The organism is Nocardiopsis alkaliphila YIM 80379, assembly GCF_000341005.1.
In the GTDB taxonomy this organism is placed as follows: Bacteria; Actinomycetota; Actinomycetes; order Streptosporangiales; family Streptosporangiaceae; genus Nocardiopsis; species Nocardiopsis alkaliphila.
Map to the genome: position 1 here is coordinate 10626 of NZ_ANBD01000126.1, position 22570 is coordinate 33195.

Annotated in this window: 17 protein-coding genes; 5 read left to right on the top strand and 12 right to left on the bottom strand. The window is 68.3% G+C overall.

The features are described from left to right. Positions 1 to 41: 41 nt before the first annotated feature. The 5 genes from D472_RS0117800 to D472_RS0117825 form a co-directional block, all read right to left on the bottom strand. The gene (locus D472_RS0117800; protein ID WP_017605825.1) at positions 42 to 1310 is read right to left on the bottom strand and encodes an ABC transporter permease; all 1269 of its coding nucleotides are present in this window, start codon (positions 1308 to 1310) and stop codon (positions 42 to 44) included. After that, positions 1202 to 1987, bottom strand: coding sequence for an ATP-binding cassette domain-containing protein (locus D472_RS0117805; RefSeq protein WP_017605826.1), 786 nt, complete (start codon positions 1985 to 1987; stop codon positions 1202 to 1204). The genes D472_RS0117800 and D472_RS0117805 overlap by 109 nt, the downstream gene beginning before the upstream one ends. Next, positions 1984 to 3108 (bottom strand): peptidoglycan-binding protein, encoded by a 1125-nt coding sequence (locus tag D472_RS0117810; protein ID WP_239643002.1) that lies wholly within the window; start codon positions 3106 to 3108, stop codon positions 1984 to 1986. Before D472_RS0117810 ends, D472_RS0117805 begins: the two co-directional genes overlap by 4 nt. A gap of 244 nt (positions 3109 to 3352) precedes the next feature. Then, on the bottom strand, positions 3353 to 4777 hold the full coding sequence (locus D472_RS0117815; protein ID WP_026117820.1) for an LCP family protein: 1425 nt from the start codon (positions 4775 to 4777) through the stop codon (positions 3353 to 3355). Between the two features lie 150 nt (positions 4778 to 4927). Further along, positions 4928 to 5428 carry an RDD family protein gene (locus D472_RS0117825; RefSeq protein WP_026117821.1) on the bottom strand — a complete coding sequence of 167 codons (501 nt, stop codon included), beginning with the start codon at positions 5426 to 5428 and terminating at the stop codon, positions 4928 to 4930. A gap of 334 nt (positions 5429 to 5762) precedes the next feature. Between D472_RS0117825 and glnA the strand changes: the two genes are divergently transcribed. Beyond that, entirely contained in the window at positions 5763 to 7187 is a 1425-nt protein-coding gene (glnA, locus tag D472_RS0117830) for a type I glutamate--ammonia ligase (RefSeq protein WP_017605830.1), read from the top strand. A gap of 128 nt (positions 7188 to 7315) precedes the next feature. Continuing rightward, positions 7316 to 10363 carry a bifunctional [glutamine synthetase] adenylyltransferase/[glutamine synthetase]-adenylyl-L-tyrosine phosphorylase gene (locus D472_RS0117835; RefSeq protein ID WP_017605831.1) on the top strand — a complete coding sequence of 1016 codons (3048 nt, stop codon included), beginning with the start codon at positions 7316 to 7318 and terminating at the stop codon, positions 10361 to 10363. Positions 10364 to 10567: 204 nt separating this feature from the next. Here D472_RS0117835 and D472_RS0117840 read toward each other — a convergent pair whose 3' ends face one another. The 4 genes from D472_RS0117840 to D472_RS0117855 all read right to left on the bottom strand — a co-directional run bounded on the left by D472_RS0117840 (position 10568) and on the right by D472_RS0117855 (position 14673). Then, on the bottom strand, positions 10568 to 12370 hold the full coding sequence (locus D472_RS0117840) for a carbohydrate-binding module family 20 domain-containing protein (protein WP_017605832.1): 1803 nt from the start codon (positions 12368 to 12370) through the stop codon (positions 10568 to 10570). Positions 12371 to 12675: 305 nt separating this feature from the next. Beyond that, on the bottom strand, positions 12676 to 13014 hold the full coding sequence (locus D472_RS0117845) for a hypothetical protein (protein ID WP_017605833.1): 339 nt from the start codon (positions 13012 to 13014) through the stop codon (positions 12676 to 12678). Between the two features lie 86 nt (positions 13015 to 13100). Next, entirely contained in the window at positions 13101 to 13766 is a 666-nt protein-coding gene (locus tag D472_RS0117850) for a hypothetical protein (protein ID WP_017605834.1), read from the bottom strand. Positions 13767 to 14094: 328 nt separating this feature from the next. After that, complete coding sequence (locus D472_RS0117855) at positions 14095 to 14673, bottom strand: TetR/AcrR family transcriptional regulator (RefSeq protein WP_017605835.1); 579 nt, start codon at positions 14671 to 14673, stop codon at positions 14095 to 14097. A 126-nt stretch (positions 14674 to 14799) separates the two neighbouring features. Here D472_RS0117855 and D472_RS0117860 point away from each other — a divergent pair, with 126 nt between their 5' ends. The 3 genes from D472_RS0117860 (at position 14800) to D472_RS0117870 (ending at position 17813) form a co-directional block, all read left to right on the top strand. Further along, the gene (locus D472_RS0117860; RefSeq protein ID WP_017605836.1) at positions 14800 to 15399 is read left to right on the top strand and encodes a dihydrofolate reductase family protein; all 600 of its coding nucleotides are present in this window, start codon (positions 14800 to 14802) and stop codon (positions 15397 to 15399) included. 221 nt (positions 15400 to 15620) lie between these two features. Next, on the top strand, positions 15621 to 16982 hold the full coding sequence (locus D472_RS0117865) for a glutamine synthetase family protein (protein WP_026117822.1): 1362 nt from the start codon (positions 15621 to 15623) through the stop codon (positions 16980 to 16982). 306 nt (positions 16983 to 17288) lie between these two features. Next, positions 17289 to 17813 carry a rhodanese-like domain-containing protein gene (locus tag D472_RS0117870; protein WP_193373486.1) on the top strand — a complete coding sequence of 175 codons (525 nt, stop codon included), beginning with the start codon at positions 17289 to 17291 and terminating at the stop codon, positions 17811 to 17813. Between the two features lie 7 nt (positions 17814 to 17820). Here D472_RS0117870 and D472_RS0117875 read toward each other — a convergent pair whose 3' ends face one another. The 3 genes from D472_RS0117875 to D472_RS0117885 all read right to left on the bottom strand — a co-directional run bounded on the left by D472_RS0117875 (position 17821) and on the right by D472_RS0117885 (position 22563). Then, the gene (locus D472_RS0117875) at positions 17821 to 20700 is read right to left on the bottom strand and encodes a helix-turn-helix transcriptional regulator (RefSeq protein ID WP_017605839.1); all 2880 of its coding nucleotides are present in this window, start codon (positions 20698 to 20700) and stop codon (positions 17821 to 17823) included. Positions 20701 to 20788: 88 nt separating this feature from the next. Further along, positions 20789 to 21991 (bottom strand): globin domain-containing protein, encoded by a 1203-nt coding sequence (locus D472_RS0117880; RefSeq protein WP_017605840.1) that lies wholly within the window; start codon positions 21989 to 21991, stop codon positions 20789 to 20791. Positions 21992 to 22095: 104 nt separating this feature from the next. Then, positions 22096 to 22563: an RrF2 family transcriptional regulator gene (locus D472_RS0117885; RefSeq protein ID WP_017605841.1), complete on the bottom strand. Its 468-nt coding sequence runs from the start codon at positions 22561 to 22563 to the stop codon at positions 22096 to 22098. Between the last annotated feature and the right edge of the window lie 7 nt (positions 22564 to 22570).

Sequence of the window (22570 nt, forward strand, 5' to 3'; positions counted from 1 at the left end):
GGGGTGTGACTGATGTGGGAGGTGGAGGGGTCCGGGACGGTTCAGGAACGCAGGGCCTGGGCGGGTTCGGTGCGGGCCGCGCGCCAGGCCGGATAGGCCCCGGCCACCAGACCCACACCCGCACCGATCAGGGGGGCCGCGGCGATGGTGCGGGGGTCCAGCAGCGGCCCCCACCCCTGGAACAGGGAGACGACGACGACCGTTCCCGCGCCCAGGGCTGCGCCGACCATACCGCCCACGAAACCCGACCCGGCCGACTCGGTGAGGAACTGGGCGGCGATCTGGGAACGTCGGGCACCCATCGCCCGACGTAGGCCGATCTCCGGCACCCGCTCGATGACCGACACCAAAGTGGTGTTGGCGATGCCGAGCGCCCCCACCCCCAGGCACACCACGGCCAAGGCCATGAACAGTCCGGTCAGGTCGTTGTCGATGCCGTCACGCAGGGTGCGCGGATCCGGTGGGACCTGAACCTGGAGGGCGGCCGGGTGGTCCGGGCGCAAAGCGACACGGATCTCGTCGCCCACCTGCTGGGCGGCGCCCATTCGGGTGTCGACGATCAGCGTGTTCTCTCCCATCCCCGGTTCGGGGGCGCCCCAGGTCTCCATGGCCGAGCTTCGCGGCACCATGACCGAGGCCAGAGTCGCGGGGTGGCGCTCCACGTCCTCGACGATGCCGATCACGGTGAAGGGGTGACGTCCCACGAACAGCGTCGGTCGGTGTTCGACGCCGTTCAGCCCGATCCGGTGCGCGGCGGCCCGGCCCAGCACCGCCACCGGCTGGGTGTTCTCCTCGTGGAAGGAATCGAAGACCCTGCCGTGGGCGAGTCGGGCGTGCACGGCGTCGAAGTAACCGGGTGAGACGGCGAGCACGTCGACGGAGACCCCTGCCGGTTCCGTCCCCGGCGGCCCAGGGGGCAGCAGGGACCCCTGAGCCGATTCTCCACCGGGCTCTCGGATGTCGGGGACGAAGTACGACCCGGCGGCGGTCACTCCGTTGACCGCCATGGCCGCCTTTTCGGGGTCCTCCCCCAGACCGGGTTCGACCCCTCCCGGAAGGTCGTCGACGTTGCTCTGGTCGGTGACGGTGACCTCGGTGGCGGTCATGGCGTCGAAGCGGTCGCCGATCTGGCCCGCAGCGGTGGAGGCCAGACCCAGTGTGGCGACGAAGACGGTGATGCCGATGACCGTGCCCAGACCGGTCAGCGCCGTCCTGCCGGGACGGGCGAGCATGCCGGAGGCGGCTTCGGACAGGAGGTCGCGCAGCGGAAGCCGGTGCGGGGCGGGCCCGGACCAGGTGCGGCGGGGCATCGACGACTCCCCTCGCTGAGACACCCGTCCCGGATGATCACGGTGCGCTGCCCGCGCGCCGCCACACCGGTGTCGTGGGTGACGACCAACAGGGTGATGCCATCGGCGTGGAGTTCGTCCAGGAGCGAGAGGACCGAGGCGGCCGTGGTCGAGTCCAGGTTGCCGGTGGGCTCGTCGCACAACAGCAGGGAGGGCCGGGCGGCGAGAGCGCGAGCGATCGCCACCCGTTGGCGTTCTCCTCCGGAGAGGGTGGCCGCCAAGGCGTGTTCTCGGTGGCTCAACCCCACCCGCCGCAGAGCCGTGCGCGCCCGGGCGGTGCGTTCGGCGCGAGGGACGCCGGTATAGACCATGCTCAGTCGGGTGTTGTCGAGGGCACTGCGGTGGCCGATGAGGTGGAAGGACTGGAAGACGAAGCCGATGCGGTCGCCGCGGAGCGCGCTACGGTGTCGTTCACCCATGTCGGCGGGGTCGATGCCGTCGATGAGGTAGGTGCCGCCGGTGGGGGTGTCCAGCAGGCCGACCAGGTTGAGGAAGGTCGACTTGCCCGAACCGGAGGGTCCGACCACCGTCACGTACTCCCCCGCCTCGATGGTCAGATCGACGTCGCGCAGAGCGTGCACCGGGGAGGGTCCATCGAAGGTACGGCTCACTCCGCGCATGTCGATGACGGGGGTCATGTGTCCGACACCACCACGGTGTCGCCGACCTCCACACCCTCGACCTCGACCCAACCGCCCGCGGTGGTACCGATGCGCACCTCGACCTCGGTTCCATCCGGTCTGACCAGGTACGTGGTGCCGTCATGGCGGGAGAAGACTGCGGCGGAGGGAACCGCCGGGACCGGCTCCCCGGTGGCGGCGATCTCAATGGTGATCCGCACGTCGGCACCGCTCAATCGTTCCGTGAAGTCACCGGTGACCAGAAGCTGGTGCCCCTCGTCCCCGCCTTGGCCCTCCGGACCGTCCTCCTCGGTCTCGTTCGGGGGCAGGAGGGAGGCGACCTCGGCCTCGACCTCGACCCCGTGGGCCTCGGAGTGCACGAGGACGGCAGCTCCGACCTCGATCAGCGCGTGTTCGTTGTCGGAGACCACGGTGGTGGCGGACAGGCCACCGGAGGCCACTTCCAGGAACGGGCCCTCGGCGAGTTCGCCGACACGTGCGTGCAGCGTGTGCAGGGAGGAGGGGAATCCGGGAAGGAAGGCCAGTTCACCTCGGGGGATGGTCGGCCCGCCCACGGGCGCGGGACCGTCGGTGTCCTCCGGTCCGCTCGGTGAGGTCTCCGGAACCGTGTCGGTGAGGGGGGCGTAGCCGCGATTGTCGTACATCGCCTCGACCGCGGCCTGGGTGGCGGGGCCGTACACCCCGTTGGCCTCGGGCAGGGCGAAGCCCAGGGAGAGCAACGCCTCCTGGAGTTGGGTGACGTCACGCCCCTCCATCCCCGGGAGCAGGTCCCGGTACATGGGGAACTCTCCGGGGAGGGCGATGAGGGGACGGCCCGCCACTTCGGCCACCACGGAGCCGGGAAGGATCTCCTCCCCCACCGCGATCGGGGTGGCGGTGACCACCGGGTCACCCGCGGGTCCGGGGCCCGGCGCGGTGATGGTGGCGGTGAACTCGGAGCCGACGGTGCCACGGAGGACGATCGTGTCGACGAGTTCACGCTCCTCGACGCCGGCGGTCAGGGTACTGGGAGGTGGAGGCGCGGCCTCGGCCGCCCTTTGCTGGGGCGAGCGGACGAACACGGTCGCGGCGAAGGCGCACGCCGACGCCAGGGCGCACACCACGACGACAATGGCCAAGGTCCTGGCCCGTGAGGGAGCTTTCGACACGAGGAATCTCTGGTGGGGGTAGGGGTCCCGGAAAATGCGGGGAAATCCTTCGATAATCCGCCCGGGGTCGGGTGATCATAGCAGGACCACCTCACACGTGAATGGCCCTGTTCTTCTTCATGACGAGTATTGACGGAGCCGGTTCATAAAAGAAACCGGCAGGCCCCGAAGGACCTGCCGGAATGGTTCCCGAGAGGTTCGGGTCGAGGTGGCCTCAGCAGGCGCTCTCCTCCGCGGCCTCGGCGGTCACACCACCCAGGTCCTCGGTGATGGACAGGTCGGTCTCGGCCGAGGAGTCGCCCGCGAAGCCGTTCCAGTCGCTGCTCGCCACCAACTCCAGGGTCTGCTCCAGTCCCTCGATCTCCTCGGTCACGGCGTTCTGTAGCGAGCCCGCCAACAATTCGGCGGCGGCTTTGTCTCCAGGGCCGTGGTAGACCGTGCTGGCCTCGGGGAAACGCGATTCGGGGTTGCCCGTACCGGTGACCACGTAGCCCTCTTGGACCAGCACCGCCTGGATCTCCAGGGCGAGCCCATCGATGCCGGTGTTGTTGATGACCTCGACGGAGATGTCGGAGGGATCGAGCGAGGTCTCCTCGTTCCGCTCCGTGTCCGAGTCGTCGTCTCCGCCGGCCAGGTCCACGCCCGCGTTGATCGCCTCGAACAGCTCCGAGGCCTGGGGCTGACTCATGATGATGCGGTTGTTGTCCTCGGGGTGTTCCCCGTTGGGAACGGTGACGAACTGGATCCGATCCAGGTCCACCTCGCGCATGGAGATGGCGATGTCGGTCATGATGTCGACGGTGAGCTCGTCATCGGTGGTGATGGAGTCGGTGACCGCGCCCAGGAAGTTGGTGATGGTGATCGGACTGGTCATCACCTCACTGCTGAGTACCTCGCGCAGCATGGCGCCCATGAACTCCTGCTGGCGGTCGATGCGGGACAGGTCGCTGCCGTCCCCCTGGGCGTAGCGGGAACGTACGAAGCCCAGGGAGTCCTCACCATCGAGTGTCTGGAGCCCGGCGTCCAGCTTCAGGTGCGCCTTGGGGTCGTCGATGGGCTCGGGGATGCACATCTGCACCCCACCGATCGCGTCCACCATGTCCTTGAACCCGGCGAAGTCCATCATGACGAAGTGGTCCAGGTGCACGCCGGTGACCAGCTCGACCGCCTTCCACTGGCAGCCCACCCCACCGAAGGTCATGGCGGAGTTGATCATGCCCTGGTGGGGCCCCATGCCCTCGTACCCTTCGGACGGGTCACAGGCGGGAAGGTCGACCACCAGGTCCCGAGGCAGGTTGACCAGGGTCGCGGCCCCGTTGTCCACGTTGATGCTGGCGATGAGCATCGTGTCGGGGCGCTCGCCCTCGGCCTCGCCATAGTCGGCGTTCTCGCCCGAACGCACGTCGGAGCCGATGATGAGAAGGTTCATGACCCCCTCGACGCTGGTGGGCCGATCCCACTCGTCGGTGTCCACCTGGGCGGTGGTGATGTTGCCGACCAGACCCTGGTACCAGCCATAACCGCCCAGGCTCGCCACGATGGTGAGCGCGGTGACGACACAGGCGATCCACTGCCCCGCGGACAGACGGGAGTCGCCCAAAGCGCCGGAAGAGCGGGGGGCGGAACGTTTTCCAGCCATGCGAACCTTCGGATGCGAACAGACCTTGGAGGGGCGGGGTCAGGGCGGCCTGGAGGTCGCGGCCCCGAGAAAGCTGTGAACGGATGTTAACAGCGGTTCGATGAGGGCTCGGACCAGACCCGAATCCGATTCGGTGCGCCTGGTGATGACTCAGTAACGGGTAGCGATGGTGCCCGCTGCCCGGTCGTGCAGGCCACGCGTGTCACGGTCGTAGACCACGGCCGGGATGACCAGGCACAACAACAGGGTTCGCAGCACCATGGACACGAACCAGGGCCAAGAGCGCTCCCCGGTGGCCGTGATGCCGACGCCGACGATCCGCCGCCCGATCGTTGTACCGAACAGGGTCAGCAGCACGATGTTCATCGCCGCGTAGACCACCAACGTGGACAAGGTGGTGAAGTTGGTCAGGGCGAGGGCCTCCTCCTCCCCACCGGCCGCGGCCGCGGCCGTGAGGTCCTGACCGATCAGCCCCACGCTAAGGGCGACCGACACCAGCAGAACGGACAGGCTCCAGTCCAGAGCCAGGCCGACCAGTCGACGCATGACCCCTGGAACCGATCCGGGTCCACTCTCGGGCAGGCCGAGTCTGTTGCCCCGATAGCGGAAGTCATCGTCGAGGGCGGCGACGGACCGACTCTTGTCACTCATGTTTTCACGGTATCGGCACGTCATGGACGCGCGTACCCAGGTGGGGCGGGCCATCGTGACCAACGCCCGGACCGGGGGTGGCACCGATCACCTTCAGAGCGAAAAAACGCCCCCTCTCCCCTTATGGCAAGGGAAAACACCAGGTCGAACGGCCTACCAGACACCTTGGACCGACTGCGTAACATGCAGGAAACAATCGAGACATGGTGTGGAAATCACCCGCTTCTAGCTTCGATCACGAAGCCGGGAGACGACGTACGGTCCGAACACGGCCGCGATGGAGCGGCGAGGACCACGGGCCCGTCGTCTCAGCCATCTGCACGGAGGTGCCGTTTTGTTCAGCAACGCCGACGAGGTGCTCGCCTACATCCGAGACGAGGACGTTAAGTTCCTCGATGTCCGTTTCACGGACCTGTTCGGGGGTGTGAACCACGTTACCCTCCCGACGGAGAACGTGGACGAATCCACCTTCACCGATGGCCAGATGTTCGACGGCTCCTCGATTCGCGGCTTCCAGGCCATCCACGAGTCCGACATGCTGCTGCTGCCCGACCTGAGCACGGGTGTCCTGGACCCCTTCCGCAAGCACAAGACGCTGAACATGACGTTCTTCGTCCACGACCCGCTCACCCTGGAGTCCTACAGTCGCGACCCGCGTAACATCGCCCGCAAGGCCGAGGCCTACCTGCGCGGCTCGGGTGTGGCCGACACCGCTTTCTTCGGCGCCGAGGCCGAGTTCTACATCTTCGACGACGTCAAGTTCGAGACCCGGGCCAACACCGGCTATTACGAGATCGACTCCATCGAGGGCGCCTGGAACACCGGTTCCGCCATCGAGGGCGGCAACCGCGGCTACCGTCCGCGCTACAAGGGCGGCTACTTTCCCGTCGAGCCGGTCGACCACTACAGCGACCTGCGTTCGGACATGGTTCGCACCCTGATCGACTCCGGTATCGAGGTGGAGCTCCAGCACCACGAGGTCGGCACCGCGGGTCAGGCCGAGATCGGTATCCGGTTCGGCACCCTGCTCAAGCACGCGGACAACGTGCAGTTGTACAAGTACATCGTGAAGAACGTCGCCAACGCCGCCGGCAAGACGGCCACCTTCATGCCCAAGCCGCTCTTCGGCGACAACGGCTCCGGCATGCACTGTCACCAGAGCCTGTGGAAGGACGGCGAGCCGCTGTTCTTCGACGAGTCCGGTTACGGTCAACTCTCCGACACGGCCCGCTACTACATCGGTGGCCTGCTCAAGCACGCCTCGGCGCTGCTGGCGTTCACCAACCCGACGGTGAACTCCTTCCACCGCTTGGTCCCGGGTTACGAAGCTCCGATCAACCTGGTCTACAGCCAGCGCAACCGCTCGGCCTGCATCCGCCTGCCGCTGACCGGATCCAACCCCAAGGCCAAGCGCATCGAGTTCCGCGTGCCGGACCCGTCGGCCAACCCCTACCTGGCCTTCTCCGCCATGCTCATGGCGGGTCTGGACGGCGTCAAGAACAAGATCGAGCCGCCGGAGCCGCTCGACAAGGACCTGTACGAGCTGCCGCCGACCGAGGCCGCCGACATCGAGACGGTCCCCGCTTCCTTGGACGCCGCCCTGGAGGCCTTGGAGGCCGACCACGAGTTCCTGCTCGAGGGCGGGGTCTTCACCAAGGACCTGATCGAGACCTACATCGACTTCAAGCGCACCGAGGAGATCGACTCCCTGCGCCTGCGCCCGCACCCGCGCGAGTTCGAGCTCTACTACGACATCTAGCACCTCCTCTCGGGGCCGGTATCCGTTCGGGTGCCGGCCCCGGGTCGTACCCGGTCGGCCCGAGTCGTGCGGTGCGGTACGCATCGGACGGCTACCGTTGACCCGTGGCAAGGGACGGAAGAAGCGACATGACGGCAGGCGCGCTCGCCCGGCGCGGCTTCAGCGACAGCAAGCGGGCGCTGAGGCTGGTGGAGGAGACCGGGATGGACGCCCGGGCCGACGCCGACCTCTTGGACGCCCTCGGTGCCGCGGCCGACCCCGACCAGGCCTTGTTGGGTCTGCTTCGACTGTTGGAGGCCTCCCCCGACCCCGGGGAGGTCATCAGCGCGCTGCGCCGAGAGCGGGACCTGCGGGCCAGGTTGTCCAAGGTGCTGGGCGCCTCCCCGGCCCTGGCCGACCATTTGGTGCGTCACCCCGAAGACTGGCGTGAGCTGCGCGGGGCCGACGCCGCACGCACCCCCGAACCGGAGGAGCTGCGTCGGGGCCTGCTGCACACGGTGGGAGCCCAGCCCGACGACGTCGCGCCCGTCGCCGACCCCGCCGTGGTCGAGGGAGCGGATTCGGACCCCTGGACGGCCCTGCGACACACGCTTCGGGTCTCGTACCGCAGGCGATTGCTGCGTCTGGCCGGACGTGATCTGACCGGGGCCGACACCGTGGAAGAGGTCGCGGCGGAGCTGGCGGACCTGGCCTCGTCCCTATTGGACGCGGCGTTGGCGGTGGCCCGAGCGGAGTCGCCCGAGGACGCGGCACTGTGCCGGTTGGCCGTGATCGGCATGGGCAAGTGCGGTGGCCGCGAACTGAACTACGTCAGCGACGTGGACGTGGTCTTCGTGGCCGAGCCCGTCGAAGGGTCCGACGAACAGGACGCCATGAGGGCGGCGACCCGTCTGGCCACGGCCATGATGCGGGTTCCGTCACAGACCGACACCGAGGGCACCCTGTGGGAGGTCGACCCGGCCCTGCGGCCCGAGGGCAGGCACGGTCCCTTGGTGCGCTCGTTGTCGAGCCACGTGACCTACTACGAGCGTTGGGCCAAGACCTGGGAGTTCCAGGCCCTGCTCAAGGCCCGACCGATCGCCGGTGACACTTCCCTGGGCCTGGCCTACGTGAAGGCCATCGCGCCGATGGTGTGGGAGGCCTCCGGACGCAAGGACTTCGTGGAGGACGTGCAGGCGATGCGCCGTCGAGTGGTGGCGCACATCCCCACTGGTGAGGCCGAGCGTGAACTGAAGCTGGGCCCGGGCGGGCTACGCGACATCGAGTTCTCCGTGCAGCTGCTCCAGTTGGTGCACGGTCGCACCGACGACCGGCTGCGTTCGGGTAACACCCTCCAGGCCTTGACCGCCCTGTCCAAACACGGGTACGTGGGGCGCGAGGACGCTGCGGGGCTCACCGACGCCTATCGGTTCCTGCGCCGGATGGAACATCTGCTCCAGTTGGAGCGATTGCGCCGTACCCACCTGATACCCGATTCGAGTACGCAGGAGGGCTCCACCCGGTTGCGCGCTCTAGGACGGGCGCTGGGGTTCACCGCCGACCCGGTGAGCGAGTTGACCGAGGCACGTAAACGGGTCTCGGCGAAGGTGCGACGTCTGCACGAGAAGTTGTTCTACCGGCCCCTGTTGAACGCGGTGGCCAAATTGCCCGACGAAGAGGTGCGCCTATCGCCCGATCAGGCCAAGGACCGGTTGGGCGCGTTGGGTTTCGCCGATCCGCGTGGGGCACTACGCCATCTGGAGGCACTGACCTCCGGCCTGTCCCGGCGGGCCGCCATCCAGCGCACGTTGTTGCCGGTGATGCTGGGCTGGTTCTCCGATGCCCCCGACCCGGACGCGGGCCTGTTGGGGTTTCGGCAGGTCAGCGAGGCCCTGGGCACCACACCGTGGTATCTGCGGCTGCTTCGCGACGACGTCCGGGTGGCCGAGCGGATGGCGTGGTTGCTCGGAACCAGCCGTTACGTGACCGAGCTGCTGCTACGCGCTCCCGAGTCGGTGGCGACACTGGCCGACGACGCCGAACTACGCCGTCGGTCGACGCGGAGCCTGTTGGCCGAGGCGGACGCGGCGCTGCGCCGGTACGAGACCCCGGAGAAGGCGGTCTCCGCGGTGCGTGCCCTGCGTCGCCGTGAGCTGTTGCGTACGGCCTCCGCGGACCTGCTGGAGGTGTCCTCGGTGGAGGAGGTCGGCACGGCGTTGACCGACATCGCCGCGGTGACCATCGACGCGGCCTTGCGCGCTGCCTACACCAAGGTGGTGGCCGAGGCGGGGGGCGAGGTCCTCACGCGAGTGTGCGTGGTGGCGATGGGGCGGTTCGGTGGTGGTGAGCTGACCTACGCCAGTGACGCCGACGTGATGTACGTGCACGACCCGATGCCGGGTGTGGACACCGGAGCGGCCACCAGGCAGGCGTTGGCGATCGTGCGGGAACTCGCCCGGTTGTTGGAGGTGCCCCAAAGCGAGCCACCGCTTCAGGTGGACACCGATCTGCGGCCCGAGGGCAAGAGCGGGCCGGTGGTACGCACCCTGGCCTCCTACGCCGCCTACTACGAACGCTGGTCGCAGGCGTGGGAGAGCCAGGCGCTGTTGCGGGCCCGGCCGATCGCCGGCGACGAGGAGTTGCGCGCCTCCTTCCTCGCCCTGATCGACCCCCTGCGATATCCGGCCGGTGGGATCGGCTCGACGGCGGTGCTGGAGATCCGCAAGCTCAAGGCGCGGATGGAGGCCGAGAGGCTGCCGCGCGGGGCCGATCCCACCCTGCACACGAAGTTGGGCCGGGGTGGGTTGTCGGACGTGGAGTGGACGGTGCAGCTGCTCCAGTTGCGACACGCCCACCAATACCCGGACCTGCGCACAACCGGGACCTTGGAGGCGCTTCGGGTGGCCATCGAGCACGATCTGGTCACCGCCGACGACGGCGCGGTGCTGGAGCACGCCTGGCGATCGGCCTCTCGGGTGCGCGGCATGGTGATGCTGGTGCGTGGGCGGGGTGGTGACTCACTTCCCTCGGACCTGCGGATGCGCGCGGCCCTGGCCGAGGCCATGGGGTACCGGGCCGAGGCCGAGGACGAGGACCACTTGGAGACCGTGGGGTCGGCGGAGCGGTTGACCGAGGACTACCTGCGCGCCACCCGCCGGGCCCGGTCGGTCATGGAGCGGACCTTCTACGACGACTGAACCGCTCTCCTGGCCGGTCGTTGAACGGGTCGGCGAGTCGGCTCCACCCGAGTCCTGAAGGGCCGGGCTTGGAGTCGGCGCCCGACCGGTCGCCAGGGCGGTTCCTCCCTGAAGCGGGGTGCCCCACGCGCGGGAGTGAGCGCGTGGGGCACCGGGATGGACCGGGAGTGAACGGTCCGGGGCGGGCACGTGCCGTTCAGGTGCTCAGTGTCGCGCCCAGGTGACGGAAGTGCTCGGACCGACGCGGTTGTCTCCGGGTTCCCACTCCACGCCACCGTCCGGGTTCACCTTGACCAGTTTCCACTCGGTACCGGAGCCCAGGGGTACGGTGCCGTTCCACCGGGGATAGGTGTCGGCGTCGGTTTCGAGCGCGACCCCGCCGGTGGGCTCCCAGGAACCGAGCTCGGGGGTGGAACCGACCACGTACACCTGTTGTCCGAACCAGGTTTCGACGGTGGCGGTGAGGGTGTTCGAATCACCGGGGTCGCCACCGTCGCAGTCCTGTTCGCACTCGGCTCCCACGTGCAACGCCAAGGCGCCGTTGGCCGGCACGGTGGCGCTGACCCGGCCATCGGACACGGTGGCCGTGCCCGGGCCCGCGACGTTGTCGTAGTCACCGTCGGGCAGGGAGGTGGGCGCGCTCAGCGACCAACTCCCACCGGAGGCGTTGAAGGCCGCGAAGCCGGCCTCCCCGCGGTCGAAGGCCACCCGCGCCGAACCGTCCCGAGCACGTTCGGTCAAGGGGGTACCGCTCACCGCGTTACGGAAGGCGACCATGCCACTGACCGTCTCGTCGCGGTGCTCGCACACCCAGTCGCCACCGGCGGAACAGTCACTGTCGGCGGTGATCCACCCGGCGGGATTGCCGTCGACCTCACCGACGCTGGGCGGGCCCTCTGTCTCGTTGCCCTGGAAGTCATAACTCGACATCACCACGGGCGTTCCGTAGGGGTGGGCGAGCATGAAGGCGGTGGCGAGGTAGTAGCGTTCGCCGTCCACATGGGTGAGGGTGGGCTCGTAGCGCTGGGTGTCGTGGTTGTCGACGAAGACCACGGCCTCGGCGGAGGTGAGGCCACCGTGCTCGGGCATCGAGGTCAAGTCGGCGATGTCACCGTTGGCGAAGCTCGAGGCGATGTCACGCTTGTAGTCGAAGTTGGTGACCTGACCGTAGGGCGTATAGGCGGTGTAGGGGATCGTCTGGTCCCCGTAGACCTCGTGGTAGACGTGCGGAGCGCCACCGAAGCCCGGCACCTCGTCCAGGGCCGCGATGATGGCGCCCATGTCCTCCTCGGGGACGTGTTTGGAGGCGTCCACCCGGAATCCGCCCACCCCCATGGCCACGAGCCCGTTGAGGTAGCGGACGATCTGTGCTCGAACGTGGTCCGACCCCGTGTCCAGGTCGGCCAGGTCGAGGAGTTGGCAGTTCTGCACCTCTTCCTTGTCGTTCCAGTCCTGGATGCTGTCGTAGCAGGGGCCGAAGTCGTCGTAGCCGTAGGAGGCTCGACCGTCCCCGAACAGGTCCGGGTGGTCGTACCGGTCCCACTCGGTGCCGGCGCTGCCGGGGCGCTCGACCTCCTTGGGGCCGGTCATGTGGTTGATGACGGCGTCCACGTAGATGCGAACACCGTTGTCGGCACAGGTGTCCACCATGTCCTGGAATTCCTCGGCGGTGCCGCGCCGGGTGTTGTCGATGCTGTAGGAGACCGGTTGGTAGTCCTGCCACCAGGGGAAGTTCCCGCCTTCGGAGAAGGGGACGACCACGTGTTCCTGGGGCGGGGAGACCTGCACGCCACCGTAACCGTTGGGGCCGAGGAAGTCGGCGCACTCGGCGGCGACCGAGTCCCAATTCCACTGGAAGAGGTGCACGATGGTGTCGCCGGCGCTCTCCTGAGCGGCGAGGGGGGTCTTCGTCGGGGCTTGTTGGGAGGCCGCGGGGCCGGGAATCGCCAGCAGGCCCATTCCCAGGACCACGGCTCCGGCGAGGGCGCCGAGTCGGGGTCTTCTCATCTGCGCTCCTTGGGGGGTTCCGCGACGGGGCCACACCGCCCCGACGCCATCTTCTTGCAGTTCTTGCAAGAGCTTACGAAGCAGTGATGAAGGTAACACGCAGATGCGCGCGTGTGAACCAGGGGTTTCCGCGCCCTCACGAGAATCAGACCCGTGACCTCCATGAAAGCCACTGCAAGTTTTCTGAAAAAGGCTTGCGGAGGCCATCACCACCCCTTGAAGAGGACATCGAAAAGCCGGTGGCGGGTCGAGAACCGACCCGCCACCGGCGGACGCCCTTGTTGAGGAGGGAGCGGGCGTACGACTTACCAGAAGACCGCCACACCGATGTTGACGATGGCGAGTACGCCGGCGATGATCGCCAAGTTCTTGGCGGGCTTGCGCAGGTTGAGCACACCGAGCACCACGACGCTCAGTGCCACGACCAATTTGACCGCGATCTTGACGTGGTTCATCTCGGCGACGTCGCCCATCTCCGCCACCCCGACCAGGAGCAGACCGGTGACGAACTGGAGCAGGGCGCTGTGCAACAGGACCTTGGTGGCCTTGATGTTCTCGGTCATCAGCTGCATCAAGAAACCGGCGATGATGCCGGCCAGGCCGAGCATGTGCAGGAAGACGAGGAAGAGGTAGAGGAAAGCCATGCCCCACAGACTACTACGTCATGTAGTTGTCAATTCCCCGTCCCACCCTTTTCTCCGGCGAAGGTCCTGGCCCGCCAGAACCGATCTCATCTCCCGTTGGGCACACCCCACCGCCGCCACAGCAACCAGAGCAGCATCATCAGCGCGCCCACACCCACCGTGCCGACCAAGGTCTCCCGGTCGAGCACCTGGCCCACTCGGGCGAACATCGTCGATTCCGCGACCAGGAGCGCCTCGCTCGCACACGCCGAGGGGTCCGCCTCACGCTCCAGCAGCAGGCAGGCGGTACTCACCACCCGCTCCTCCCCCGGCACCTCCTCGGACACCCTGACCCGCACGGTGTAGACGGCCTCACCACCCGGGGGCACGTCGACCCGCCAGTTGGCGACCCCCTCCTCCAGCATTCCGCCCTGGTCGACGTCCACCACCTCCAGTGGTTCTGGGAGGTGCTGCGCGAGCAGGCCGTTCTCCACCGCCGTGTCACCCTCGTTGACCACCGTCGCCCGGTAGGTGAACTCCTCCCCTCGCAGTGGCGATCGCCCGGAACCGGACAGGGCCAACTCCACGAGTGCGGCGTCGAACCCCCCTCCATCCCCGCCGGTCGAAGGCGTGCTCGCTTCGCCGTGCTCCGCCGAGGCCGGAGCGGACAACAGAACGGCCACCGCCATCCCCGCGACCGTGCCGGCCACCGCACGCTCGCGTGCCCTGCCCAGACCTCGTCCACGGACGCCCCCGAAAGCGATCAGTCTCATCCCACGTCCCCCTGATCCGACTCCATGACACGACAAGACAACTACGGGTGATCACAGTCAGGGGTGCGATGACACGCCGTCCCCAGGAGAAGCCCACCTTCGGCCCACTGGAGGGCGGGGAGGCGAGCGCGGGCGGGGCAGCGGCCGGACACCTCCCCGTAGCGGCCGGCCCTGGTGCCGGCCGTGGTCGGGCTCGCCTGACGCCGACACCCCCTCTACGCCCCGTTCGCCGCAGCGAGATCACCGCCGTCGATCCGGACTCCCGCCCCAGACGCCCACATCCCCCACGCGGAAGTCCTCCGAGTGGACACCTTTCCTCGATAGGCCTTCAGTCTTCGAGGTCGACGCGGTTCACCACCCGGGTGACCAGCTCCTCCAGGTCGCCCTCGGGCCCCAGCACGCCGGGCAGGGTGAGGTGCTCGGTCACCAGCCGGTTCAGGGCCAGGTAGAGGATCAAGACGGTGTCCCTGCCGCCGGGCATGGCCACCTCCTCGTGAAAGGCGACGTTGGCCTCCAGGTCCGCGCGCACCCGGGCGGTGAGGTCCCGACGCAGTTCGGGACGCCGGGTCGCCTCCAGTTGGAGTTCCAGGGTGGCCAGGTAGACAGCGGGTTCGGCGACCAGGCGGGCGACCGTGGCGCGCATGGCCTCGGCCAGTCCGGCCCGATCTCCGGGTCCGGTGAGCAGGTCGTCCCACTCGGCCCGTTCAGGCGTGAAGCGCTCGTAGGTGCGCACGCTGATCTGGGCGAGTAGGTCGTCGCGGTCGGTGAAGTAGTTGGACGCGGTGCCGGTGGGCACCTTCGCCCGAACGTCGACCGCACGGAAGGTGAGCCCGCGCGCCCCTTCCTCGGCGAGTACCTCGATGGCGGCGTCCAGCAGGGCCACCCGCCGCTCGGGGTTCCTGACCATGGCTCTCTCCCGTTTCTCGAAAATCCCTTGGCATACCACTACAGATGGAGTACTTTGCTTGAAGTACTCCAATCATAGTGGTCATCGACAACGAAAAACCTTCTCGCGAAGGGCCAGAGGAGAACCATGCGAACCCTCACCTACTTCGTCGCGGTCTCGCTCGACGGCTTCGTCTGCGCGCCCGACGGTTCCTTCGACTTCTTTCCCAGCGGCAGCGAATACGACGAGAACACCGACTTCCACCTGAACGAATACCCGGAACTGGTCCCGACGAGCGTCCGTGCCGGGCTGGGGCTGGACACACCCAACAGGCACTTCGACACGATGCTCCAAGGTCGGGGCTCCTACCAGGTCGCCTTGGACCAGGCGATGACCAGTCCCTACGGCCACATGCGCGAATACGTGTTCTCCCGAACGCTGCCCGCCGACATCGACCCGAACGTGACCGTCGTGGCCACCGATCCTCGTACGAAGGTCCGCGAACTCAAGGCGCAAGAGAGCGAACTCGACGTCTGTCTGGTCGGCGGCCCCACCCTCGCCGGCACCCTGTTGCCGGAGATCGACGAGCTCCTGATCAAACGCTATCCCGTGATCGTCGGAGCCGGAAAACCGCTTTTCGCGGGCGCGACGTTCGACCCGACCCTCTTCGCCCGGGTGAAGAGCGACGTCTACGCCAACGGGTCCGACTACACGCTCTTTCGCCGCCACGAATCCTCGTCCGTGTGACCGAACGCCCATGACCCGGATGTTCACGTTCGCGAGGGCTCAAAACCCCCTCGTGAACGGCCATAATGCGTGTGTGGGGCACGGACCGGGCAGGCCACCGAGTGTGCGCGGAAATACCCCGGAAATATCCGCCCGGCACACTGGACCTTGGGACAAGGCCCGGCTCGGCTCCGCGACCACCGGAGTGGGCCGGAACCGATCGGCATCGAGGAAGGTTGATCGTGAATCGACAGCAGGAATTCGTGCTCCGCACGCTGGAGGAGCGCGACATCCGGTTCGTGAGGCTGTGGTTCACCGACGTGCTCGGGTACCTCAAGTCCGTGGCGGTGGCACCCGCCGAACTGGAGGCCGCCTTCTCCGAGGGCATCGGGTTCGACGGTTCCTCGATCGAGGGGTTCGCCCGGGTGCATGAGGCCGACATGCTCGCTCAGCCCGATCCCGCCACCTTCCAGGTATTGCCCTGGCGCAACGAGCCGCACGGCACCGCGCGCATGTACTGCGACATCCTCATGCCCGACGGTTCGCCCTCCCCGGCCGATCCGCGCCACGTGCTCAAGCGACAGCTCAGCAAGGCCTCCGAGCTCGGGTTCACCTTCTACACCCACCCCGAGATCGAGTTCTACCTGCTCAAGAAGTTCCCAGAACAGGGAGAGTTCCCCGAGCCGAACGACTCGGGTGGCTACTTCGACCACACCCCGCACAACAGCGCACACGACTTCCGGCGCAACGCGATCAACATGCTCGAAGCCATGGGCATCTCGGTGGAGTACAGCCACCACGAGGCCGGCCCCGGCCAGCAGGAGATCGACCTGCGCTACGCGGACGCGCTGACCACCGCCGACAACATCATGACCTTCCGGCTGGTGATGAAGGAGGTGGCGATGGAGCAGGGCGTGTACGCCACCTTCATGCCCAAGCCCTTCACCCAATACCCGGGATCGGGTATGCACACCCACCTGTCGCTGTTCGAGGGCGACCGCAACGCCTTCTACGAGCCGGGCGCCGATTACCAGCTGTCCAAGGTGGGACGCGGGTTCATCGCCGGTCTGCTGCGCCACGCCGACGAGATCGCGGCCGTGACCAACCAATGGGTGAACTCCTACAAGCGACTGTGGGACGACCCTGCGGCCTCCGCCGGAATGGGTGGTGAGGCACCCGCCTACATCTGCTGGGGACACAACAACCGCTCCGCCCTGGTCCGGGTGCCGATGTACAAGCCGGGCAAGTCCAACTCCAGCCGGATCGAGATCCGTTCCCTGGACAGCGCCACCAACCCGTACCTGGCCTACGCGGTCGTTCTGGCCGCCGGACTCAAGGGCATCGAGGAGGGGTACGAACTGCCCCCGGGTGCCGAGGACGACGTGTGGGCGCTGACCGACGCCGAACGTCGAGCGCTCGGGATCCGGCCCCTGCCGCAGAGCCTGGACGAGGCGCTGCGTCTGATGGAGAGCAGCGAGTTGGTCGCCGAGGCCCTAGGCGAGCACGTGTTCGACTTCTTCCTGCGCAACAAGAAGGCGGAATGGTACTCCTACCGCCGGCAGGTGACCCCGTACGAGCTCCAGCGCTACCTGCCCACGTTGTAGGGCGCACAGGAAGTACGAACGTACGGCCCCCGCCGGCCAGGATGGTCGACGGGGGCGTCGTCGCTTCCGTGGTCACGTCCGGTGAAGGGAAAGAAGCCGGAAATTCTCCGCGAGCGACGTCCTCCACGGAACAGACACCGGCGAACACGCGTTGACAACCCTTGGGAACCGATTTCCTACCGAAGCGATCGACTACCGCCGGCCGCTTCCCCGCCCGCCACCGACCCATGCCTTCTCCTGGAGCCCACGCCCTTGAGCCAGACCATCGACACCGCCACCGTCCGATTCCAGGTCGACCGCGGCCCCATGCCGCTTCTGGTCGACGTTCGCACCCCCGCCGAGTTCGAGGACGCGCACGTTCCCGGCGCGATCAACCTTCCCTTGGCGGCCCTGGAGTGGCACGCCGAGCGCGTGTCCCGCGACGCCACCGAACAGATCGTCCTGGTCTGTCAGAACGGGCCGCGCGCCAAGCGGGCGCAGGCCCGGCTCGCCGCCGCCGGACTCACCGACACCGTCGTGCTCGAAGGGGGTTTGAACGCCTGGGAGGACGAGGACGGGCCTGTGGTACGCGGCCCCGAACACTGGGCGTTGGAACGGCAGGCACGCCTGGTCGCCGGGTCCCTCGTGCTGGTGGCCGCCCTGGCGAGCCTGTGGTGGACCCCAGCGGCGTTCGTCGCGGCCTTCATCGGCGCCGGGCTGGTCTTCGCCGGGTTGACCGACACCTGCGGAATGGCCCTGTTGCTGGCCAAGCTTCCCTACAACCGGCCGACCACCAAGGTGGACGTGGAGGCGTCCCTGGCCCGGATCTCCCGCGCCGGCGGTCGGGTCTGACCAAGACTCAACCGAGCCCGAATCCGAGCTCGCGGGCCCGGGCCACGGCGGCGGTGCGATTGTCGACCTCCAGCTTGGCCATGAGGTTGGTGACGTGCACGCTCACCGTCTTGGCCGAGATGAACAACGCCTCCCCCACCTGGCGATTGCTCAAGCCCTTGGCCACCTGGATCAGGACCTCCGCCTCACGCGGGGTGAGCCCGGCGGGCAAGGTCGTCGGGGCCGGCCTGGTCCCGGCCAGGGCCGAGCTCATCCCGTCCACGTGGTCTCGCCCCCCGAACTCCGCCTCACCGTTCAATTCCCTGGCCCGCTCCACCATCGTCCGAGCCCGATCGAGATCGCCCAGTGCGAGCAGGGCCCAAAAGGCCCCACGAGAGGCTTCGAACAGCTTTCCCGGGCCGGCCTCCACCGCCAACGCCAGTGCGTGCTCCCAATGCACGAGCGCACGAGCCGGATCCGTTTCGAGCCACCCTCGGGCCATGTGCCGGCCGAGTCTGGCCGAAGGCGCACTCGGCCAGTCCGCACGCTCCACCCTCCGCCACAACAGCACGGCCAGTTCCTCGGCGAGTTCGGCGTCTTGGGGCAGATCACGGCGGCGCAGGCGGGCCACCAGCTCGGCCCAGGCCGGCGTTCCCTGAAAACCGGCCCGACCCTCGCTGATCAGTCCGATGTCCGCCTCCGCCTCGAAGGCCAAGCGCGCGGCCTCGGCCCAGCGCTCTCCCGGTCCGTCCAGCAGGAGCCCCAACCACCCGTAGTAGTGCGAAACGTACTCCAGAGCCGAGCTGCGGTCCCGGGGCAACAACCGGGTGAACTCGCCCAAGGCCTTCTCGCAGGCGTCCCAATCGCCCCTGATCGCGTGTATCTGGGCGATGATCACCTGACGACGTGCGGCCGCGAGGTCCCCCACCTCGGGGTGGGTCTCCAGTACCCGTTGGGCCTCGCTCACCCGTCCCAGGGCGATGAGGTAGATGGCGACCCCGTTGGCGTGGAAGCCACCCTGGCTGCGCAGGATCCCCAGGTCCGCGCACCGATCCAGGACCTCTCGGGCCAGTTCCAGGGCTCCCTCCGGTTCCAAGCGCAGGTGCAGGTTGTGGGCCAGGTTGTTGAGCCCGCGCAACTCCACTTGGACCTCACCCGAATCCCGGGCGATGCGAATCCCTTCCCGAAGCATCTCCACGGACTCGTCGGATCCGGTGACGCCCAGCAGGGAGCCCAAGGTGACCAGGGCGTCGGCCTCACTGGCCCGATCCCCGACCCCGCGCGCGGTCTCGATGGCGGTCCGGGAGACCTCCTCGGCCTCCTCGTCGAACCCCTGGAGCATCAAGGCCGAGGCCATGGCCGCGCCGATCAGGGCCTGTTCGGGGTGGTCCTCGGGGAGCATCCCGGTGGCGGCGCGCAGATCGTCCAAGGCCGCGCTACGGCCCAGGTCCTTGTAGGCGCGGGCACGGGCCACGAGCAGGCGTGCGGCCGTCTGGGGATCGTCCGCGGAGTCCAGGTCGGCGAGGCCGTCGGTGGCGTGCTCGGCCGCACGACGTAGCTCCCCGGCCACCTGGGCGGCCAGACACACCCGAAGCAGCAACGCGCCACGGTCCAGTCCGAGGCGTTCGGCGGCGTCGGGCACCGACTCCCACAGTTCCAGCACCCGTTCGAGGAGTTCCAGGTATTCGGGGTGGGCGGCCGAGGCCAGGGCCCGTTCGGCGGCCTCCCAGGAGGCGACCAAGGCGCGCGCGTGGTCGTGGGCGGCGTAGGCGTGGTGGGCGAGTCGAGCCACGGTCTCGCTCCGGGACAGTCCGGCCACTCCGGTGGCCAGGGCCTCGGTGTAGCGGCGGTGTGCTCGGACGCGCTGACCGGGCAGCAGGTCGTTCTTGACCGCCTCGGCGAGCAGGGCGTGCCGGAACACGTAACCGGTGTCGGTGGCGGTGATGAGTCGGGCGTCCACCGCCTGGCGGAGGGCCTCGTCCAGGTCGTCCTCATCGATCCCGGAACGTTCGGCCACGTCGGCGAGCAGGGTGTGGCCCACCCGATCACCGGCGAGCGCGGCCAGCCCCAGGACCTTGCGAGCGGTGGCGGGGAGTGGCTCGACGTGACGCATGAGCAGTTCCCGGGGCCCTTCGGGGACACCACCCTCGGCGCCGCCGGTGCCCAGGAAGGATTCGACGAACAGGGGGTTGCCGCCGCTGCGCTCGTGCAGCAGGTCCAGGTCACCGGAGGAAAGGGAGCCGCCCAGCGCGGCGGCCTGTTCGGCCACCTCTTGGCGGGAGAGCGGCTCCAGGTCCAGTCGGGTGACGCGGGGCAAGCGCTCCAGTTCGGGCAGGAGGGACCGCAGTGGGTGAGTGCGGTGCAGGTCGTCGGTGCGCACCGAGATCACCAGGTGGAGGGGAACGGCGTGGAAGTTGCGCAAGAGGAAGACGAGGAGGTCGCGGGTGGAGGCATCGGACCAGTGCAGGTCCTCCACCGCCAGAGCGAGCCCGTCAGGACGGGATCGCTCCTCCAGGAAGGTCAGTACCGCCTCGAACAGGCGGGCACGGCCGTGTTCGTCGTGGACGGGCGGTATGGGAGCGGTCTCGCCCAGGCCCGGCAGGAGGCGAACGATCTCGGCCGCCTCTTCGAGTGGCCCGTCGTCGGTGCGCAGCAGTTGGCGTAGCAAGGCGGTGAAGGGGGCCAAGGCCACACCTTCGGTGCCCAATTCCAGGCAGGCGCCCAATGCCTTCCGGGCCATGGGGGTCCGGTCCAGGTACTCGGCGAGCAGTCGTGACTTGCCGATGCCGGCGTCCCCGCACAGTAGGACCGCGCGGGACCCCCCTTCCAGCGCCCGGTGGGCGTCGGTGAGGAGGTGGTCGAGATGGCGCTTGCGGCCCACGAGGGCGACGGATTCGGTGGGGGGCATACGGATCAGTATGCACCGATCCGCTCCACCCATCGTCGAGCGCCCGGTTCGGGAGCACCTCGCCTGCGGGCGGAGCGGACCTTCGGGCTCAGGCCTGGCCGAGCCAGAGGTCGGGGCCGAAGACCTCGTAGTGCACCTTGCGGGCGGGCAGCCCGCTCTTGAGCAGTTCGGAACGGACCGCACGCATGAACGGCAGCGGGCCGCACATGTACGCCTCGGCGTCCGCGGGCACCTCGACACGGCTCATGTCGATGTCGCCGAGGTACACGCGGTCCTCCTCGGAGCCCTCGTGGCCATCCTCGTACCAGGTGTGGGCGGTGGCTCCGGGCAGGCGCTCGACCAGCGCGGCGACCTCCTCTCGGTGGGCGTGGTCCTGGGGGGACCGATCGGCGTGCAGGACCAACACACGACGAGCGCTGTCGTGATCGGCCAGGTGACGCAGCATCGCCACCATCGGAGTGTTGCCGATCCCCGCCGAGACCAGCACCAGGGGATGGTCGCCCTCGGAGAGGGTGACGTCGCCCGCCGGGGTGGAGACCATGAGGGTGTCGCCGGGCGCGGCGGTGCCGTGCAGGAGGCTGGAGACCTCACCGGCGGGGTGGTCCTCACCGGCGCGCAGGCGCTTGACGGTGATGCGACGGCGGCTGCCGTCCCAGCCGGAGACCGAGTACTGGCGGGCCTGATGGATGCCGTCGGGCATCCGCACCCGTACGCTGACGTACTGGCCGGCGCGAAAGTCCGGGGCGGGGGCGCCGTCTCCGGGTTCCAGGGTGAGGGTGGCGGCGTCGGGGGTCTGCTCGTGGCGTTCGGCCACCGTCCAGGGGCGCCATACGTCGCGTCCGGTGCCACCGGCCTCCTGGTACAGGCGGGCCTCCATGGCGATGAGGGCGCCGGCCATGAGCCAGTACACCTCGTCCCAGGCGGCGACGACGTCGGGCGTGGCGGCCTCCCCCAGGGTGTGGGCGATCGCTTCGAAGAGGTACTTGTGCACGATCACGTACTGGTCCTCGGTGACTCCGAGGGAGACGTGCTTGTGCGCGATGCGGGACAGGAGGGCGTCCGGACGCTCGTCGGGGTTGTCGAGCAGCATCGTGGCGAAGGCCGCGATGGAGCCGGCCAGGGCCTGTCGCTGTTCACCGCTGGCCTGGTTGCCCCGGTTGAACAGCCCGTCGAGCAGCTCGGGACGCTCGCCCAGCATCGTGTCGTAGAACCGGGCTGTGATGGTGTCCAGCGCTCCGGCGACGGCGGGGATGGTGGCGCGGACCGTGGCCGCGGACTCGGTGGAGAGCACGCTTCCTCCTAGGCCGAGAGGTCTCCCGGCAGAGATAATTGGCATCTGCAATGCATATTAAATCCCTCTCTCGGGCCCCTCACAGCGGGGTGGTCGAAAGAGCTTTACCCCTGCTCGGCGGGGCTTGTCGCGGCGGAACCGTCTTGACGCAGCACGGTCAGGACCTGCCGCGTGGGCGAGGCCACCAGGGACTCCACGGTCACCTCGTCCAGGGAGGCGTAGAAGGCCTCACGGGCCCGGGCCAACGCCCCCCGCAGATTGCACGCCGCACGCAGGGGGCAGGGTGGATCGTCCTCACAACCGGCCAGGTCACCATCGCCCTCCAACTCACGGACGATCGCCCCGACCGAGGAACGGCGCCCCGCCTCGGTCAGCAGCAATCCACCGCCACGGCCACGGCGCGCCTCGACCAAACCGAGTTCGGACAGGCGCGCCACCACCTTGGCCATGTGGGTGTAGGGCACGGCGAGCATCCCGGCGACGGTGCGGGTGGTGAAGAGTTCGCCCTCCCTCGCCACCGCGAGCCGCATGACCAGGCGTAGGGAGACGTCGGTGAAGGCGGTCAGGCGCATAGACCCA

Coding starts and splice junctions, on each gene's coding strand:
- D472_RS0117800 (WP_017605825.1), bottom strand. CDS start 1,310: ATGCCCCGCCGCACCTGGTCCGGGCCCGCCCCGCACCGGCTTCCGCTG.
- D472_RS0117840 (WP_017605832.1), bottom strand. CDS start 12,370: ATGAGAAGACCCCGACTCGGCGCCCTCGCCGGAGCCGTGGTCCTGGGA.
- D472_RS0117825 (WP_026117821.1), bottom strand. CDS start 5,428: ATGAGTGACAAGAGTCGGTCCGTCGCCGCCCTCGACGATGACTTCCGC.
- D472_RS0117805 (WP_017605826.1), bottom strand. CDS start 1,987: ATGACCCCCGTCATCGACATGCGCGGAGTGAGCCGTACCTTCGATGGA.
- D472_RS0117855 (WP_017605835.1), bottom strand. CDS start 14,673: ATGGTCAGGAACCCCGAGCGGCGGGTGGCCCTGCTGGACGCCGCCATC.
- D472_RS0117815 (WP_026117820.1), bottom strand. CDS start 4,777: ATGGCTGGAAAACGTTCCGCCCCCCGCTCTTCCGGCGCTTTGGGCGAC.
- D472_RS0117875 (WP_017605839.1), bottom strand. CDS start 20,700: ATGCCCCCCACCGAATCCGTCGCCCTCGTGGGCCGCAAGCGCCATCTC.
- D472_RS0117850 (WP_017605834.1), bottom strand. CDS start 13,766: ATGAGACTGATCGCTTTCGGGGGCGTCCGTGGACGAGGTCTGGGCAGG.
- D472_RS0117835 (WP_017605831.1), top strand. CDS start 7,316: ATGACGGCAGGCGCGCTCGCCCGGCGCGGCTTCAGCGACAGCAAGCGG.
- D472_RS0117860 (WP_017605836.1), top strand. CDS start 14,800: ATGCGAACCCTCACCTACTTCGTCGCGGTCTCGCTCGACGGCTTCGTC.
- D472_RS0117870 (WP_193373486.1), top strand. CDS start 17,289: ATGCCGCTTCTGGTCGACGTTCGCACCCCCGCCGAGTTCGAGGACGCG.
- D472_RS0117845 (WP_017605833.1), bottom strand. CDS start 13,014: ATGGCTTTCCTCTACCTCTTCCTCGTCTTCCTGCACATGCTCGGCCTG.
- D472_RS0117885 (WP_017605841.1), bottom strand. CDS start 22,563: ATGCGCCTGACCGCCTTCACCGACGTCTCCCTACGCCTGGTCATGCGG.